Here is a 16306-nt window from a genome sequence, read left to right on the forward strand (position 1 = left end):
CGGCCGACTAGGAAAGCAGCGCGCATGCTGGTTGTTGCTCTCCATAAATACAACGAATAGAAGCGTATTTGGTCGATGGGCATTCCGCTGACCGGAAGACGGAGGCATTGGATGCGTATGGACGAGGTACGCTTTTTGTATGGATGGGCATACAGCACGATGAGATGATGAAAAAATTCAACCCTGGAGGATACAATGGCAGATGTACAAACGACAAACCAGAGCATATTGGTTGTGGGCGGGGGCATGAGCGGGATTACGGCCGCCCTCGAAGCAGCGGAAGCAGGGTATGATGTGGTCCTGGTCGAAAAGAGGCCTTATCTTGGCGGCCGCGTTGCCCAACTGTATGAATACTTTCCGAAGCTGTGCCCTCCGAACTGCGGTTTGGAGATCAATTTCCGGCGGTTGAAGGCGAACCCGCGGATCCGTTTTTTTACCATGGCCGAGGTGAGCAAGATCGGTGGAAAAGAGGGGGATTATGATGTAACGATCACCTTGAAGCCCCGCTACGTCAACGAGAGATGCACCTGCTGCGGAAAGTGTGCCGAGGTCTGTGAAACCGAGATCGACAATCCGTTCAATTACGGTATGGATAAAATGAAAGCGGCATACCTGCCGCACGATTTCGCTTTTCCCATGCGCTATGTCCTCGATCCGTCCATCGTGAAGACGGAACAGGGGCAAAAATGCAAAGAGGCGTGCACCTATGATGCGATCGATCTGGACATGCAGGAAAGCCGTTTTGATCTGAAAGCGGGCGCTATTGTCTGGGCAGGCGGTTGGGATCCCTATGATGCGTCGAAGATCGAGTACTACGGATTTGGTAGCTACAAAAACGTCATCACGAATGTCATGATGGAGCGCCTGGCCTCCCTCGAGGGGCCGACCGCTGGCCGTATCCTGAGGCCGTCTGACGGAAAGCCGGCGAAAAACGTGGCCTTTATCCAGTGCGCCGGTTCGCGGGACGAAAATCACCTCGCATACTGCTCCGGCATCTGCTGCCTTGCCTCGATGAAGCAGGCGAGCTACCTGAGGGAAAAGGACCCCGAATCCGCGGCGACGATTTTTTTCATCGATATCCGTGCGCTGGATCGTCTGGAAGATTTCTACACCCGGGTCAAGCAGGATGAAAAGGTGAGTTTTGTGAAGAGCAAGATCGCCATGATCACCGAGGACGAAGGCACAGGAGACCTCCTGCTTGAAGGTGAGAACACCCAGACCGGCGAGCAGATCCGTATGCGATTCGATTTGGTGGTCCTTGCTACGGGAATGGTCCCGAATCGGATGAGCGCAGATGTTACCGGGGATATTTCCTGGAACGAATACGGATTTTTTACCTGTGACCCCGGAAAGCCCGGAATCTACGGTGCCGGATGTGCTCGTAGACCCACTGATGTCGCTTCCTGTGTGCAGGACGCCACAGCCTCAGCCCTGAAGGCCATTCAATCAATCGCGAGGAGGTAACCCGATGGACAAGAAGACAGTCGTATATATATGCACAGGATGCGGCATTGGCGACGCCGTGAATGTGGATCAGTTGAAAGAGGTTGTAGACGAGGACTTCAGCCTGCCCTGCAAGGATCATCCTTTTCTTTGCGGACCGGAAGGCGTGGCGATGCTGAAGCAGGATATGGAGAGCGAAGGAGTCAATACCTTCGTGCTTGCAGCGTGTTCGGGACGTGTGAACTATGATGTGTTTAACCTTGGGGCCGAGGCGATCGTGGAGCGTGTGAATCTGAGGGAACAGGTTGCCTGGAGCATGCCGCCTCAGGATGAAGATACGCAGATGCTGGCTGAGGATAACCTGCGCATGGCCTGTGCCAAGGTCAAAGACACCAAACTGCCCGAAGCGTTCAAGGCCGAGGAAGAATATGTAAAGGATATTCTGGTGGTTGGAGGAGGTCTGGCCGGATTGACTGCGGCTCTGGAGACCGCGAAGGCGGGTTATAACGCCGTTCTGGTCGAAAAGGAGGCGACTCTTGGGGGTTGGCTGGCCCGGAACAAGAAGCGGATCACCATGCCCTACAAGGAACTGAGCGATACGGGCATCGAAGAACTGGTCTCCGCCGTGACGGGTAACCCGAAGGTCAAGGTGTACACCTCGGCGAATGTCGAGAAGGTCGAAGGCGGGCCGGGACTGTTTTCGGTCGCGATCAAGACGGATGGAAATGTGGTGAGCGAGCGGATCGGGGCCATCGTGCAGGCCAACGGCTGGGTCCCCTACGACGCGAACAAGCTGGGCCATCTTGGCTACGGCAAGAGCAAGGACGTTGTGACGAACGTCGAATTCGAACTGATGGCGGCGGCTGGAAAGATTACACGGCCATCGGACGGGAAAGAGGTCAAGAACACCCTGTTCATTCAGTGCGCCGGGTCGCGTGATCCCGAGCATCTGCCCTACTGCTCCTCCGTATGCTGCATGGTGTCCCTCAAGCAGGCGACCTACCTCAAAGAGCAGGACCCGGAAGCGGTCAATTACATCCTTTATAAAGATATGCGGACGGTCGGGCAGGCCGAGGATTTTTATCGTAAGGCGCAGAACGATGGAAACGTCTTCATCCGCGGCAGCGCTGAGGAGGTAGGCGAGTCAGGAGGGAAGCTGTACATAGAGGCCAATGACGAACTGCTGGCCGAGAGGATCAGGATCGAGGATCTGGACTTGATCGTTCTCGCGGTGGGGATGGTCCCTGCGACCAAGCCGTTGGTGACCCCGAGAATCAAGGCGCCGCAGGATGCGCCTGACAAGGATGAAGAGGGGATGATCGAGGTGAAGCCCGATTCCGGGTTCTTCGCAGCACCGGCGTTGAGGCTTGCCTATCGTCAGGGTCCCGAGCTGCCGACGCTCAAATACGGTTTCCCGGATTCGCATTTTATCTGTTTCCCGTATGAAAGCAGACGGACGGGGATCTATGCGACCGGCTGTGTGCGGAAACCCATGGAAACCGCAAAAGTGGTCGATGATGCGGTGGGCGCAGCCATGAAGGCGATCCAGTGCTGTGAGGCGACCGCCAACGGGATTGCTGTGCATCCGCGGGCAGGCGACATGAGCTATCCCGAATTCAACATGAATCGGTGTACGCAATGTAAACGGTGTACGGAAGAGTGTCCATTTGGGGCTATCAACGAGGATGAAAAGGGGAATCCGCTGCCCAATCCCACGCGCTGCCGTCGATGCGGTGTGTGTATGGGTGCTTGTCCCGAGCGGATCATTTCCTTCAAGAATTACTCTGTGCCAATGATCGGCAACATGATCAAGGCTATTCATGTGCCCGAGGAAGACGAGGAAAAGCCCAGAGTGGTGGCGCTCATCTGCGAGAACGACGCTTATCCCGCCCTGGATATGGCCGGCATCAAACGGATGAAATGGAGCCCCTATGTACGCTTCATCCCGGTCCGGTGCCTCGGTTCGGTCAATCTGGTGTGGGTGGCCGATGCCCTGTCGCGCGGGATCGACGGTCTGCTGCTTTTCGGCTGCCGGCACGGCGATGACTATCAGTGCCACTTCATCAAAGGCAGTGAACTTGCCAATACCCGTTTGGGGAAGGTCTCTGAGACCCTGGACCGCCTTGCACTCGAGTCCGATCGGGTGAAATTCGTTGAAGTGGGGATCTCGGATTACCACAAGATCCCTCAGATCATCGGCGAGTTCATGGAGACGATCGAGTCGGTCGGACCGAACCCCTATAAAGGCTGGTAGGCGTGTCGAAGGTGAGAAGGCAGAAGATCTGAAACCCTCACATTCTCCAGCAGGAAGAGGTCGCTTATGGGAAAGATTGAGAACAAGGGAGAGGGTCGACCGGCGGGGTACAACACATCCTTCGCTGAGGAGGTCTTCCGGAATGTCGATTTTGGCGAAGAGATCAAGATGTGCATGCAGTGTGGCGTGTGTGCGGCATCCTGTCCGCTGAGCCTCGAAATGGACTTTTCGCCCCGCAAGATCTTCACCTTGATCCGAGCCGGCAAGCGTGAGGAGGTTCTGGGGAGTCAAGCCATCATGTTGTGCACCTCTTGCTACTCGTGCAAGGTTCGATGTCCGAGGAAGATCCCGGTGGTGGACGTGATGCACGGGTTGGCGCATTACGCCCTGCGTCAGGGTTTCGTCCCCCGCAAGAACACCGCGGTTTTCGCAGGGGAGTTCTGGCGGCAGATCTATAAATTGGGTCGAATCGACGAAAAGGACCTTTCCCGGCGTTACTTTTTCGCGGATGGACTGGTCCCTGGCATCAAGATGAGCCTGGAAATGATGGATATGGGTCTTCAGATGCTTCTGCACAAGCGCATGAAGCTCTTGCCGGAGCGCCCGATCAAGGGGATCAAGTCTCTGCGCAGGATGCTCGACAAGGCCGAGCAGATGGGGAAAGGAGGTGCCCGGGCATGAAGTATTTTCTCTATTGGGGCTGCAGCCTGGAGTCCAGCGGGGCGAATTTTCTGGTCTCATTGAAGCCGGTCGGCAAGGCGCTTGGGATGGACTTCGTCGAGATCGAGGATTGGAACTGCTGCGGAGCCAGCATCTCCTATGTCGGCGCCAACGATCTGTCCATCAAGGTCCTGAACGCCCGGAATCTTGCACTGGCGGAAAAGCTGGGCGGATACGATATCGTTGCGCCTTGCAGTTCCTGCTATATCCAGATGGTCAAGGTGAACCACGAGATACAGGAAAGCGAAACCCTTGCCGCGCAGGTGAACGAGATCCTTGCCGAAGGCGGGCTGCATTACAGCGGGAAGGTTCGCGTACGCCATATCCTGGATGTGCTGTATAACGATATCGGGACGGACAGGATTAAGGAGCGGGCTGTCAAGCCTCTGAATGGTCTGAAGGTTGCGGGGTATGTCGGCTGCCAGTCGGTCAGGCCCTACGGAGAGTACGACAGTGTGGAAAGACCCGTGATCCAGGATCGGATCCTGAATGCCCTCGGTGCAGAGGCGGTTCCCTTTCCGAAAAAGATGCGCTGCTGCGGCTCCGGCATCTTTCTGACGGAGATGGAGCACTGCATGCATCTGGTGAAGGATATCCTGGATGACGCTCTTGACCATGGGGCAAAGCTCGTTTCGACGGTTTGTCCCATGTGCGCCATGAATCTCGAAAATTACCAGTCGCGGATCAACAAGGCGTTGGGGTCTCATTTCGATGTCCCTATCGTCTACTTGACGCAATTGATGGCTGTGGCTTTCGGGATGGACATGCGGAAGGACGCGGCGCTGGACTATAACATCATCCCGCCTGAGACGGTGATTCAAGCCGCTCTGGGATGATCCGAAATTTGGGAATTCTACTGAGAACCAAATTCGGCGGGTTGTGACCGTGCGGATTTGGTTCTCTTTTTTCCGCCGTTATGGGAATCCGTAAGGACGGAGAAAAAAGGAGGCAATGGTGGCGGAAAATACGGAAAGATGTCCGCATTGCGGCGAAATACTGCTCAAGTGGCGGCCCCCGGCTAATTCCACCTGGGATACGGAATTTCAATGGGTATGCTTCAACGATGACTGCCCCTATTACCTGAGGGGCTGGGATCATATGTTCAAGACGCAGAATATAAAGGCCTCTTATCGATATAAAAAGGATCCTCATACCGGGTCCGGTGGACCGCTTCCGTGCTGGTCACCGGAGGCCCACAAGGATCAGATTATCCCCGAGGACTGATGGGACGGCACTGACTGCCTGTGCCCGGCGGAAAGGTTTGCATGAAAAAGATCGGAAGGAATGACCTTTGCCCTTGCGGCAGCGGCAAGAAGTTCAAGAAATGCCACCTCGGGCGTGAGGATGAGCTTGTTCAGGAGGAAGGCGGAGCGTTCGCTGCAGAATTGAGCGCCCGCATCATTGCATTGCCCGAAGTGGATTATGGGGGTGCCCATGAAATGGTGCGAACCCTGGCGTTGGAAGGCTTGACCAAGGGAGAGTTAGGCATCCGGTTCGTCGACCTGAAGGCCTATCAGGAACTCGAGATTAGCGGAGAGAGAGGGGGCGAGTCTAAGCAGGATGCTGCCGGCGGAGTTCTGATCAATGTTCTGAAGACGCGTCAGGCAGACCCGGCGCATGTTTACGTGGCGATCTCGCCCGATATCGGCCGGAGCGCTCTCGCCCACCAGATCGCCCATGTTTTGGATTACGTGGTTGGCTCGGGTCTGATGCCCGGTTCGATGAGGGCGCTCAGTTATGAATTGGGGATTCCGGCCGACCATCTGGAGCATCCCCAGGAATTCGGGTACTGGCTGCACTATGTGCAAGAAAAACTCGGAGTCGAACTGGATGCCGACGATACGGTGATCGATTTTCTGTATGAGAACCGGGTGCTCGTCAAAGGGCGGGATATCGAAAAGCAGGATGTGGCTGCTATCAAGGAGCAATCCCAGAGGATATTCAAGTTCTTGTCGCAGAAAGGGCAGGAACTCGATGCGCTTATTTGTGAGCGGCAGGGGTACATAGGCAGCCGCCTTGCGGAGGATTGACCATGCACCACAGGCCGTTCGGATTCAAGGGGCGGATCGAGAGGGCGACGCGGCTCGCTCGATCTGCTCTTCCTGAAGTTATCTTGGGGCAATCTCCAAAGTTTGTTCGCCGAAAAGGCTGAAGCGAAGCCAGCGAAAGGCGAATTGCAGGAGTTCCTCATCGTTGGTGCGCAGGTTTCGCTGCAGATCGGGATCGACGTGAAAATGGCGCAGGAAGCTGCTCTCGAAGACAAACGCGCGAAAGCGGTCCAGGTCGTAAGAGGCCATGAAGAACATTTGGATGCTTCTTTCCGTGGCCGTTTTCATGACAAGCGGCTTTGAGGCCGTTACGATCCTCGACCAGACGTCATTCATCCGTCCGTAGTCATCAAGGCCCTCGTGTGAAAGCCACTCCTGCAAGGTCCAATTCCTGGTTTCGGAAAACCCCTTACAGTGTGGCTCTTTGACAAGGAAGAAGCGTTCGCGGGCGGCGGACTCCGCTTCCGTAAAGGCTGAGGCGCGTCCGACGGGATAGAGGCGGCATGCAGAAGGCCTGTCCTCGTACAGGGTGCAGCCCGCCGCTGAGACGAAAGGACAGCGGCCCTCTTCAGCGTCCAGCATCCGGAGCTTGACCATCGGGAAGCGTGTGCCGGTGGCGAAAATCATCTCGGTGTGGGTCTCGAGGAATTCGCTGGAGGTCATACCGAGACGCCGCTTGAGGCGGAGAATATCATAAGGCGTCAGGATCAGACGGAGTTTTGCGCAGCAGGCCGTGAAGCATGAAATTCCGGGATGGCAGTCGAACTGGAAGACCCGGTCGGTCTCAATCGGCTCGAACTGCGCCTTGGATGAGGGGCCCGGACAGGACGGGTCTGGATTCGACGCAGAGATCTCAGGGGAGTGATTCATTCCGTAACCGTCGCAGCTTCCTTGACTGTGAGGGTTTTTTTCCCGAATATGCCGAATTGAATCCAATCATATGAGAATTTAAGCAATTCGAGATCACTGCGCAGCATCTTCTGGATGCGGGTTGGATCGACTTCAAATCGCTGCAAAAGGGAGCTGTTGAAGACGAACTCACGGAACTTGTCCAGGTTGTAAAGCGCCATGAACATCATTTTAAGTATCTGCGGGTTGTCGATATCCGGGCTCTGTGCTTTCAAAGGGGCCGTGATTTCGGTAAAAAGGGTGTTCATCTGGTCATACATTGGGATGCCCTGATCCACGAGCCAGTCGGCGATGCGCCAGCGTTTGGGCTGCAGAAGCCCTTTGCAGCGGGATGAGTCGGTGATCAGGCGGAAGCTGCCGTCGTCGTTCATGTCGAGTGGAAACATGCGGCAGGCCCATGGTCGATCGACGTAGACACGGCACCCGCGCGGCCCGACGAGGGAGCATTTCTTGTCGTCTTCGTTCATCTTCAAAACAACCATGGGAATGAGGCGGTTGGGTTTGGGCAGGATAAGTGTGTGCTGATCCAGAAAGTCATCCGATGACATCCCCAGGCTGTTTTTTATCCTGAGAAGGTCATACGGTGTCAGCACGATGGTTACATCGCTACAGCACTGGGTAAAGCAGGGGACCTCAGGAGAACAGTCGAACTGGAAGGTGAAATCCGCGTCCATCCTTTCCATCTGAGGGGCAGTTTGGGTTATATCATGTTTCATGGAGGTTTTCAGTCCTTTCGATGCAGGTGTTTTTCGGAAAATAAATCGCTTGACTCGAGCGTGGAGATCTATTCTCATACGCGGAGCGTCGAGCCCCTTCACGTACCGCTGCTAATGTAAAAACAGCATGTTATGCTGTTCCTGCGTGCGATTTCAGGAGGTCTATAGCAGCAAAGAAATGGAGGGGTCAACCAAATAATGAGAGCAAAGGAGCAGAGGTTCACAATGGAACGGACACTGGCTATTATCAAACCGGACGGCGTAGCGCGCAACCTCGTTGGCACGGTGATCCAGAGGTTGGAGCGCGAAGCTATCCACTTGGCGGCGATCAAGATGATCCGTCTCACGAAAGTGCAGGCCAAAGGTTTCTACAAAGTCCACGAGGGCAAACCCTTTTTCGATAGCGTTACGGATTTCATGTCATCAGGCCCCTGCGTCGCGATGGTTCTGGAGGGCGAGGATGTCATTGCGCACTATAGAAACATCATGGGCGCCACAGATTACAAAAAAGCGGCCGAAGGAACTATCAGAAAGGAGTTTGCTACCGACATCGAAAAGAACATCGTACACGGGTCGGACTCTCCGGAGACCGCCGCTTTCGAGATCGGATATTTCTTCAGTGCGATGGAAGTGGGTTAAAATCCGGTAAAAATTTATGAGATGCGAGGCCGCCTCGCCTGGGGCGGCCCCACCCGCAAAGCCCAAAAAACCCAGAATGATTCAAAACCCGCCACGGTAAGCGAGAGGCACTCAGGATGCGGATTCGCCTTGCCCTTCGAGTTTACTCTTCTCGGCCTTCAAATCTTCAATTTCACGTTTCAAGGATTCGACCTCGGTCTTCAGACCTGAGCCGCTATCGTCGAAGCTTTCGGCGGCCTTCTTGTCTTTGATCTCTTCGAAGCCGAGATAAGCGGCGAGGGCACCTCCGAGAATCAGCATGACAGGCACTGCGCCCATCAGGAGATGAAGGAAGGCTTCCCACCACAAGAAAATCCCGATGACGCCCAGCACGAACGCCGCCAATCCACCAGCTAATGCGACCATTCTGAAATCCTCCTTAACATACGTGAAAAGTGATGATGATAATTATTCCAAGCAGCGGCCATCTTTCGGCACTGCTGCAACGAACGTTCGGGCCCCGGCCTGTTGCGGCACCGGCAGGTTTCCATTCGGAAAGGGTCCTTCCATCCAATCTCGGCAGCATTCTGCATGTTTCCGGGCGCGACGATCTAGATGTCGACTCAGCGCAACTGCTCGATTTCTTCAGATCTTGGTGTAAAACCCCTCGTTTCCGGGTTGAAACACCGATCCTCTTAGGCACGATATTTCTGTGCCTACAGCTAACAATCTTTGACAACCCAGAAAAATGTGCAAATTGAACCTTGGAACTGTAAAACGTTCTTGCTGGACAATGAGACTGGCATTATCCCCAAGGCTGGAGGAGGCAAAATCCCTAAATCAGCGCTGACACTGAACATGTAAAGCGACAGGGATGATCCAAAAAGATTCAGATGGCACACGCCACACTGAAGCTCTGATGCCCGGCAGCCGCATCCCATCTCCAGATTAGCTTCTACCATAAGGTTCTTGCGTTTTCAAGCGCATAATGCCATATTTGAAAATATAGGGTCGAGTCCCTTGGCCGGGTCGGTGGTTCATGCTTGCAGCAGTGCAACTCCAGGGTCTGGTGCACTGTGGCGGGTTTCCATTCGGAAATGCTTATCCAGCGCTACCGATTTTTAAATCCGGAAATGAGGATATTTCTTGACCGCTTCGCCGCTCAGTCCCACCGCTACGCGGCGGGTCCCGGTTTGGCCAATGTCAAGGAAATCAAGCGGTTGCGCGGAAGCGACCTGGTGGTCGCCGCACAAGCAAAGGTGCAGATTGACGCCGAGATTGGGCGAAAGGAGCATTTCCGGATCGAAACTGGCTATGAAACGCGTGATTCCTCGAGTCTCCTCAACCCGTAACCCCGTTGCGGAGAAGAGTCGAAGAATGATTGGGCATGAGCGGACTCGGGGCGGCCGCTTGGCGGTACGACCTGAGCTGTGTGCGTTTCTGCGCCCTGTTTTAATGGTATTATCTGAAAACAGGCGATTTTGGAAATATTCACGAGATAATCGAATTGAGAAGGATGAGATCGTCTGTTCTCGGGTTTAATCGAGTTTGAATTTGTTGATGTTTGCCATTAACGTACATATTTACGCTTTTGGCCAGCGTAGCTCAGACGGCAGAGCAACTGACTTGTAATCAGTGGGTCGGGGGTTCGATTCCCTTCGCTGGCTCCAAGTTGGGTGAAGGCCGGTCCCAGCGATGGGCCGTCAAAGAAGCCGTTTTGAATGGAGAGGTTCCCGAGTGGTTAAAGGGAGCAGACTGTAAATCTGCCGGCGAAGCCTTCGGAGGTTCAAATCCTCCCCTCTCCACCAGTCAAATCCCTGGAGGCCCTGCGTTGTAGGATCTCAATCGTGGTGAGCCTCGCGTATCGCCTCGGATTTATCGCCTCTGTGGATCCAAGCGGGAATAGCTCAGTTGGCTAGAGCGTCAGCCTTCCAAGCTGAGGGTCGCGGGTTCGAATCCCGTTTCCCGCTCCAAGATGAGAAAAGCCTGATCAGGCACCGGATAGGTGCTGCGGGCTTGTAGTGTGCTCAGGAGACGAGGCTTTGCCGGTCTCGGAGTTCTCAAGCCGAACGCCCACGTAGCTCAGTAGGTAGAGCACATCCTTGGTAAGGATGAGGTTCACCGGTTCGATCCCGGTCGTGGGCTCCAGTTGTTTGAATGGATCGCTCTCCGGAGCGTGGAGCCAGTGGCCCTTGTGCGAATTTGAGTTCCAGCTCGAGCAAGTGACCGATTCTTCAAGGAGGATAGGAGATGTCGAAGAAGAAGTTTGAAAGGACGAAGCCGCATGTAAACGTGGGGACGATTGGGCATATCGACCATGGGAAGACGACGTTGACAGCAGCGATTACGAAGCACCTTGCCAAGAAGGGCTGGGCGGACTTTGTTCCTTTTGACGCGATCGACAAGGCGCCGGAGGAGAAGGCGCGGGGGATCACGATTGCGACGGCGCATGTGGAATACGAGACGCAGAACCGGCATTATGCGCATGTGGACTGCCCCGGGCACGCGGACTACATCAAGAACATGATCACGGGCGCGGCGCAGATGGACGGTGCGATCCTGGTGGTTGGGGCGGACGACGGGCCGATGCCTCAGACGCGGGAGCACATACTGTTGGCCCGGCAGGTGGGTGTTCCGAGCATCGTGGTGTTTTTGAACAAATGTGACATGGTGGACGACGAGGAGCTGATCGAGCTGGTGGAGCTGGAGCTGCGCGAGCTTCTGTCGAAGTACGAATTTCCGGGGGATGACATACCGATCATCCGAGGGAGTGCACTGAAGGCCTTGGAGAGCGATGATCCGGATTCAGCTGAGGCGAAGCCGATCTTCGAGTTGATGGACGCGATCGACAGCTACATACCTGCGCCGGTGCGCGACACGGACAAGCCGTTTCTGATGCCGATCGAGGACGTTTTCAGCATATCGGGGCGCGGTACGGTGGTGACGGGCCGTGTGGAGCGCGGTGTGGTCAAGGTTGGCGAAGAGGTGGAGATAGTGGGGATCCGGGACACGCTGAAGACGGTGTGTACGGGTGTGGAGATGTTCCGCAAGATTCTGGATCAGGGTCAGGCGGGGGACAACATTGGGGTGCTGCTGCGCGGCACGAAGCGCGACGATGTGGAGCGCGGGCAGGTTGTGGCGAAGCCGGGGAGCATCACGCCGCACACGAAGTTCAAGGCGGAGGCCTACGTTCTGACGAAAGAGGAAGGCGGGAGGCACACGCCGTTTTTCAACGGGTATCGGCCGCAGTTTTATTTCCGGACGACGGACGTGACGGGGGTGGTGACGCTCCCTGAAGGGATCGAGATGGTGATGCCCGGCGACAACGTATCGATGGAAGTGAAGCTGATCACGCCGATCGCGATGGAGAAGGAACTGCGTTTCGCCATCCGGGAAGGCGGCAGGACGGTCGGCGCCGGCGTTATCAGTGAAATTATCGAATAGGAGACACTTCGGGCATGCGAGATATCATCACTTTGGCCTGTGAGCAGTGTAAGAACAAGAATTACACCACGACCAAGAATAAGCGGAAGACACCGGACAAACTCGCTTTCAAAAAATATTGTGCATTCTGCCGTATGCATACGGTGCACAAGGAAACGAAGTAGCGTTTTTGTTCCTGCAGGCCAGTAGCTCTAACGGCTAGAGCACCGGACTCCAAATCCGGGTGTTGGGGGTTCGAATCCCTCCTGGCCTGCCATTTTTTATTGGGCCATTTCCTGCCGCGTCTGACCAGGCGGTTGAACCGGAACAGCGGAGCTTTTCGAGAGGCAGATGAGAACCCAGGAGCAGGTTGGAAAAACGGGCGGCGAGATCAAGGCTGGGTCCGAGGGGGTGTCCGAGCACGGAGGGCGCGCAGGTGCGAAGACAGGGTCCAAAACACCGGCCAATCGCGCAGGAGGGAAAAAGCCTCCAGAGAAGCCGACGCGAAGAGAGCGATCCATTGCCATCTACGTCCAGAGGGCCCGTCAGTTTCTGAGAGAGGTCAAGATCGAACTGAAGAAGGTGAAGTGGCCTACCCGCAAGGAATTGATCGCCTCGACTACTGTGGTTATCGTTTTGGTAATGATCATTTCTATTTATCTGGGGTTGGTGGATTTCGGTCTGATTAAAATTATCAAAGGAATTGTGGGCTAGCGGGTTCCTCATCCGTATGGTTAGCAAGGGATGGGTCTTATGGTGTTCCCTGGTCGACTGATCACCGGTGCGTTATGTGGACCTCGTTGCCGGATGACCAGTGGCTGATTCAATACCTAGTCGGGTGTCTTTGTGGAACTGAGATGGTATATTGTACATACCTATTCGGGGTTTGAAAACAAGGTCAAACGGAACCTCGAGGAGCGTATCAAGACGTTGGGGCAGGAGGCCTTGTTCGGACGGATCCTCGTGCCGACGGAACAGGTCGTCGAACTGAAGAAAGGGCAGAAGAGGACTTCCTCGAGGAAATTCTACCCCGGCTATATCCTCGTCCAGATGATCCTTAACGATGAGACCTGGCATATTGTCATGGATACGGCCAAGGTGACCGGGTTCGTCGGAGGCGGTGTCAAACCCAGCCCAATACCGGATTCCGAAGCCGAAGTGATCTTGCGCCAGATGGAGGAAGGGGTGAGCCGTCCCAAGCCGCGCTTTCGGTTTGAGGAAGGCGATGACGTACGGGTTGTTGACGGCCCCTTCAGCAATTTCCAGGGCATTGTTGAGGAGATCAAACCTGACAAGGAGAAATTGCGCGTACTCATTACGATATTCGGACGGCCCACGCCTGTCGAATTGGATTTTATTCAGGTCAAGAAGATTTAAAGAGGTGCATCATGGCTAAGAAAATCATCGGTTCAGTGAAGCTTCAGGTAAAGGGTGGACAGGCCAACCCGTCACCTCCGATCGGCCCGGCTCTGGGTCAGCACGGCGTGAATATCGCTGAATTCTGCAAGGCCTTCAATGCCCGCACGCAGGATCAGATGGGTACCGTCATTCCCGTAGTGATCACCATTTATGCGGACCGCTCCTTCTCGTTCATTACGAAGACTCCGCCTGCTTCTGTTCTCCTGAAGCAGGTCGCAAAGATCGCCAAAGGATCTTCTGTTCCCAACAAGGATAAGGTCGCCACGGTGACACGGAAACAGATCGAGGAGATTGCCAGACTCAAATTTGAAGATTTGAATGCCTATGATATCGAAGCCGCCGCTAAAATCATCGAGGGCACCGCGCGCAGCATGGGCATCATCGTGGCTGAGGCTTAGCCCGGGAGGACGTTTAAAAGATGGGCAAGAAATATCGGGAGAGTTTGCAGAAGGTTGACCGGCAGAAAAAATATGCCTTTGATGAAGCTTTGCGGACTGCGGTCGAGAACCGCTTCGCGAAATTCGACGAGACCGTCGATGTGGCAGTGAGGCTGGGGGTCGACCCCCGCCATGCCGATCAGATGGTTAGGGGAACGGTGGTTCTTCCTCACGGGACCGGGAAGGTGGTGAGGGTCGCTGTGTTCGCCAAGGGTGAAAAGGAAAAGGAGGCGCTCGATGCGGGCGCGGATGTAGCTGGTGCCGACGAACTGGTTGACAGGATTCAGAAGGGGTGGCTGGAATTCGACAAGGCCATAGCGACCCCTGACATGATGGGAGCCGTAGGCAAACTGGGCAGAATCCTGGGCCCCCGTGGAATGATGCCGAATGCGAAGCTGGGTACGGTGACCTTTGAGGTTGCGAAGGCTGTCAGAGAGATCAAGGCCGGAAAGATCGATTTCAAGGTCGAGAAGGCCGGCATCGTACACGCGCCTATCGGGAAGGCCTCTTTCGGCGTCGAGAAACTTCTGAATAACCTGGCCGCATTTTTTGAAACGATACAGAGATTGAAACCACCCGCAAGTAAAGGAACCTATCTCAAGAGCATCGCTGTGGCGACGACGATGGGTCCCGGCATCAAGATCGATCCGGCTTACGTAAAGGATCTTACAGCGCAGTGAGAAGGCCCTCCTGACGAGTTGACAGATTGAAACGCCGATGAGAACTGGAGGGGCGGAGGGGCTCCGTCCGGGTGAATCTCGTCGGCTTTCAGTGCTTCTGTGATCGTGATTCCGCTTTCCGCTTTGCCTTTCGAAGCTGCCGTTCGGTTTTGTCGCTTGAAATTCGGCGCACGCGAGCGGTGTTCCATCCGAGAGTATAGCTGTTTATGCTGGTTCAGGCGGATCAGCTCCCATCCGGAAGGGATTATCAGGGCCATCACAGTGAGCGGGGCCTCCCCGATCCGCTAAACGGCGGGGGTGCGAAGGCGTCTGCTGATGAATGATAGCCGATTGGGGAGGGATACCCCGATGGTTTCCCTGAGGGATTTTCCTCCTGAAAATAGGATGAAGGTACGCTCGGAGCGCAGTTTCAAAAAGGTGCTCCCGTTCGAGATGCGTCGGCCTGGCCGATTGCATTTCGATTTCAGATGCTGGTTGGATGATGTCAAAGACAGTAGGTGCCTTGACCAGTCGCAGCCTTACCGGTTGCTGGCTGGAGAAGGGCTTAAACCCGAGGCCTACCGAGACGTTCTGCTTGAGATGACGCTTTCAGCACCTCTGGCTTTGGCAAATGAACGCCCCACGGAGAGGAGGTGAAAAATGGATAAACAGCGGAAGGAAGAGTTTGTCGCTGAGCTTCAGGAGCGGCTTAAGAAGGCTCAGGGTTCTTTTCTGGTGAATTATCAGGGTCTGAATGTCGAGACTTTGAGCAAGCTAAGGAAGGAGCTGAGGGAAGCCGGCGGCGAGGTTCAGGTCGTCAAGAACCGGCTTCTCAAACTGGCCAGCTGTGATACGGAAACGGCCTGTATAGAGAAGTATATGACCGGGCCGTCGGCTGTGGCGCTGTCCTATGAGGATGTCGTCAAGACTGCAAAGGCACTGGTCGAGTTCGGGAGGACGGCGAAGCAGTTCAGTATTAAAGGTGGCCAGATTTCAGGCAGAGCCATGGACGAGGAAGGCATCAAGCGCTTGGCGGAATTGCCGTCGCGGGAAGTGCTGCTTTCTCAGGTTCTGGCTGCCATGCAGGCCGTGCCGGCGGGCTTTGTCAGGGTTCTGAACGGTGTAATGGTTCAATTTATGAACGTATTGAAAGCAATCGAAGAGCAGAAGGGAGAGTCCGCCTAGGACGGATCTCCTTAGCATACGGAGGATAAAGAAACATCATGACAGACCATATCACGAAGCAAGATGTAATCGAATTCATCGCGAATATGACCGTTTTGGAACTCTCGGAACTGGTCAAAGAGCTTGAAGACAAGTTCGGCGTGAGTGCGGCGGCGCCGATGGCCATGGCAGCGGCGGCTCCGGTTGCGCAGGCGCAGGAAGAGGCGGCGGAAAAAACGGAGTTCGACGTCATTCTTTCTGCGGTAGGTGACAAGAAGATCCAGGTCATCAAGGTGGTGCGGGCTATTACGGGGCTCGGACTGAAGGAGGCAAAGGCCCTGGTTGACGGTGCGCCGAGTCCGGTCAAGGAAGGTGTTCCGAAAGAGGAAGCGGAGAACATCAAGAAGGAACTGGAAGAAAACGGAGCGACCGCCGAGATCAAGTAGCTTCACTGCGGAGATGTTCTTTCAGGCCGATCGGTGCGTCGATTCGCCCG

At 55.1% G+C, this 16306-nt stretch carries 18 protein-coding genes, 5 tRNA genes and 1 pseudogene; 20 read left to right on the forward strand and 4 right to left on the reverse strand.

The annotated features are described in order from the left end of the window. Nucleotides 1-195 precede the first annotated feature (195 nt). The 6 genes and pseudogenes from ACZ500_RS23280 to ACZ500_RS23305 form a co-directional block, all read left to right on the forward strand. Nucleotides 196-1464, forward strand: a complete 1269-nt coding sequence (locus ACZ500_RS23280; RefSeq protein WP_464229810.1) for a CoB--CoM heterodisulfide reductase iron-sulfur subunit A family protein — start codon at nucleotides 196-198, stop codon at nucleotides 1462-1464. Between the two features lie 4 nt (nucleotides 1465-1468). Continuing rightward, complete coding sequence (locus ACZ500_RS23285) at nucleotides 1469-3697, forward strand: FAD-dependent oxidoreductase (RefSeq protein ID WP_464229811.1); 2229 nt, start codon at nucleotides 1469-1471, stop codon at nucleotides 3695-3697. Between the two features lie 66 nt (nucleotides 3698-3763). Continuing rightward, nucleotides 3764-4378 (forward strand): 4Fe-4S dicluster domain-containing protein, encoded by a 615-nt coding sequence (locus ACZ500_RS23290; protein ID WP_464229812.1) that lies wholly within the window; start codon nucleotides 3764-3766, stop codon nucleotides 4376-4378. Next, nucleotides 4375-5253 (forward strand): CoB--CoM heterodisulfide reductase iron-sulfur subunit B family protein, encoded by an 879-nt coding sequence (locus ACZ500_RS23295; RefSeq protein ID WP_464229813.1) that lies wholly within the window; start codon nucleotides 4375-4377, stop codon nucleotides 5251-5253. Before ACZ500_RS23290 ends, ACZ500_RS23295 begins: the two co-directional genes overlap by 4 nt. A gap of 115 nt (nucleotides 5254-5368) precedes the next feature. After that, nucleotides 5369-5641 (forward strand): ogr/Delta-like zinc finger family protein, encoded by a 273-nt coding sequence (locus ACZ500_RS23300; RefSeq protein ID WP_464229814.1) that lies wholly within the window; start codon nucleotides 5369-5371, stop codon nucleotides 5639-5641. A gap of 47 nt (nucleotides 5642-5688) precedes the next feature. Further along, nucleotides 5689-5769, forward strand: a pseudogene (locus ACZ500_RS23305) (SEC-C metal-binding domain-containing protein); the annotation flags it as partial. A 756-nt stretch (nucleotides 5770-6525) separates the two neighbouring features. Here the strand turns inward: ACZ500_RS23305 and ACZ500_RS23310 are convergent. Next, nucleotides 6526-7335 carry a YkgJ family cysteine cluster protein gene (locus tag ACZ500_RS23310; protein ID WP_464229815.1) on the reverse strand — a complete coding sequence of 270 codons (810 nt, stop codon included), beginning with the start codon at nucleotides 7333-7335 and terminating at the stop codon, nucleotides 6526-6528. Next, nucleotides 7332-8090 (reverse strand): YkgJ family cysteine cluster protein, encoded by a 759-nt coding sequence (locus ACZ500_RS23315; RefSeq protein ID WP_464229816.1) that lies wholly within the window; start codon nucleotides 8088-8090, stop codon nucleotides 7332-7334. Before ACZ500_RS23315 ends, ACZ500_RS23310 begins: the two co-directional genes overlap by 4 nt. Nucleotides 8091-8315: 225 nt before the next feature. On the opposite strand from ACZ500_RS23315, the gene ndk reads away from it, so the two are divergent. Continuing rightward, entirely contained in the window at nucleotides 8316-8729 is a 414-nt protein-coding gene (gene ndk / locus ACZ500_RS23320) for a nucleoside-diphosphate kinase (protein ID WP_464229817.1), read from the forward strand. Between the two features lie 111 nt (nucleotides 8730-8840). On the opposite strand, the gene ACZ500_RS23325 is transcribed toward ndk, so the two are convergent. After that, complete coding sequence (locus tag ACZ500_RS23325; RefSeq protein WP_464229818.1) at nucleotides 8841-9134, reverse strand: hypothetical protein; 294 nt, start codon at nucleotides 9132-9134, stop codon at nucleotides 8841-8843. Between the two features lie 695 nt (nucleotides 9135-9829). Next, a complete protein-coding gene (locus ACZ500_RS23330; RefSeq protein ID WP_464229819.1) occupies nucleotides 9830-10003 on the reverse strand; it encodes a hypothetical protein in 174 nt (57 codons plus the stop codon). A 299-nt stretch (nucleotides 10004-10302) separates the two neighbouring features. Between ACZ500_RS23330 and ACZ500_RS23335 the strand changes: the two genes are divergently transcribed. The 13 genes from ACZ500_RS23335 to rplL all read left to right on the forward strand — a co-directional run bounded on the left by ACZ500_RS23335 (nucleotide 10303) and on the right by rplL (nucleotide 16256). Next, a tRNA-Thr gene (locus tag ACZ500_RS23335) sits at nucleotides 10303-10378 on the forward strand. Nucleotides 10379-10431: 53 nt separating this feature from the next. Beyond that, nucleotides 10432-10516: transfer RNA gene (locus ACZ500_RS23340), tRNA-Tyr, on the forward strand. An 88-nt stretch (nucleotides 10517-10604) separates the two neighbouring features. Continuing rightward, a tRNA-Gly gene (locus ACZ500_RS23345) sits at nucleotides 10605-10681 on the forward strand. A 98-nt stretch (nucleotides 10682-10779) separates the two neighbouring features. Then, a tRNA-Thr gene (locus tag ACZ500_RS23350) sits at nucleotides 10780-10856 on the forward strand. A gap of 102 nt (nucleotides 10857-10958) precedes the next feature. Next, complete coding sequence (tuf, locus tag ACZ500_RS23355; RefSeq protein ID WP_464229820.1) at nucleotides 10959-12152, forward strand: elongation factor Tu; 1194 nt, start codon at nucleotides 10959-10961, stop codon at nucleotides 12150-12152. A gap of 14 nt (nucleotides 12153-12166) precedes the next feature. Beyond that, nucleotides 12167-12316 carry a 50S ribosomal protein L33 gene (gene rpmG, locus ACZ500_RS23360; protein ID WP_464229821.1) on the forward strand — a complete coding sequence of 50 codons (150 nt, stop codon included), beginning with the start codon at nucleotides 12167-12169 and terminating at the stop codon, nucleotides 12314-12316. Between the two features lie 15 nt (nucleotides 12317-12331). Next, a tRNA-Trp gene (locus ACZ500_RS23365) sits at nucleotides 12332-12408 on the forward strand. Between the two features lie 74 nt (nucleotides 12409-12482). After that, nucleotides 12483-12845 (forward strand): preprotein translocase subunit SecE, encoded by a 363-nt coding sequence (gene secE / locus ACZ500_RS23370; protein WP_464229822.1) that lies wholly within the window; start codon nucleotides 12483-12485, stop codon nucleotides 12843-12845. Between the two features lie 132 nt (nucleotides 12846-12977). Further along, entirely contained in the window at nucleotides 12978-13508 is a 531-nt protein-coding gene (nusG, locus tag ACZ500_RS23375; RefSeq protein ID WP_464229823.1) for a transcription termination/antitermination protein NusG, read from the forward strand. A gap of 11 nt (nucleotides 13509-13519) precedes the next feature. Continuing rightward, nucleotides 13520-13948 carry a 50S ribosomal protein L11 gene (gene rplK / locus ACZ500_RS23380; RefSeq protein WP_464229824.1) on the forward strand — a complete coding sequence of 143 codons (429 nt, stop codon included), beginning with the start codon at nucleotides 13520-13522 and terminating at the stop codon, nucleotides 13946-13948. Between the two features lie 20 nt (nucleotides 13949-13968). After that, a complete protein-coding gene (gene rplA, locus ACZ500_RS23385) occupies nucleotides 13969-14667 on the forward strand; it encodes a 50S ribosomal protein L1 (RefSeq protein WP_464229825.1) in 699 nt (232 codons plus the stop codon). A 639-nt stretch (nucleotides 14668-15306) separates the two neighbouring features. Then, a complete protein-coding gene (rplJ, locus tag ACZ500_RS23390) occupies nucleotides 15307-15831 on the forward strand; it encodes a 50S ribosomal protein L10 (protein ID WP_464229826.1) in 525 nt (174 codons plus the stop codon). Nucleotides 15832-15869: 38 nt separating this feature from the next. Next, a complete protein-coding gene (rplL, locus tag ACZ500_RS23395) occupies nucleotides 15870-16256 on the forward strand; it encodes a 50S ribosomal protein L7/L12 (RefSeq protein ID WP_464229828.1) in 387 nt (128 codons plus the stop codon). Nucleotides 16257-16306 lie beyond the last annotated feature (50 nt).

This window comes from Desulfatiglans parachlorophenolica (genome assembly GCF_055394735.1).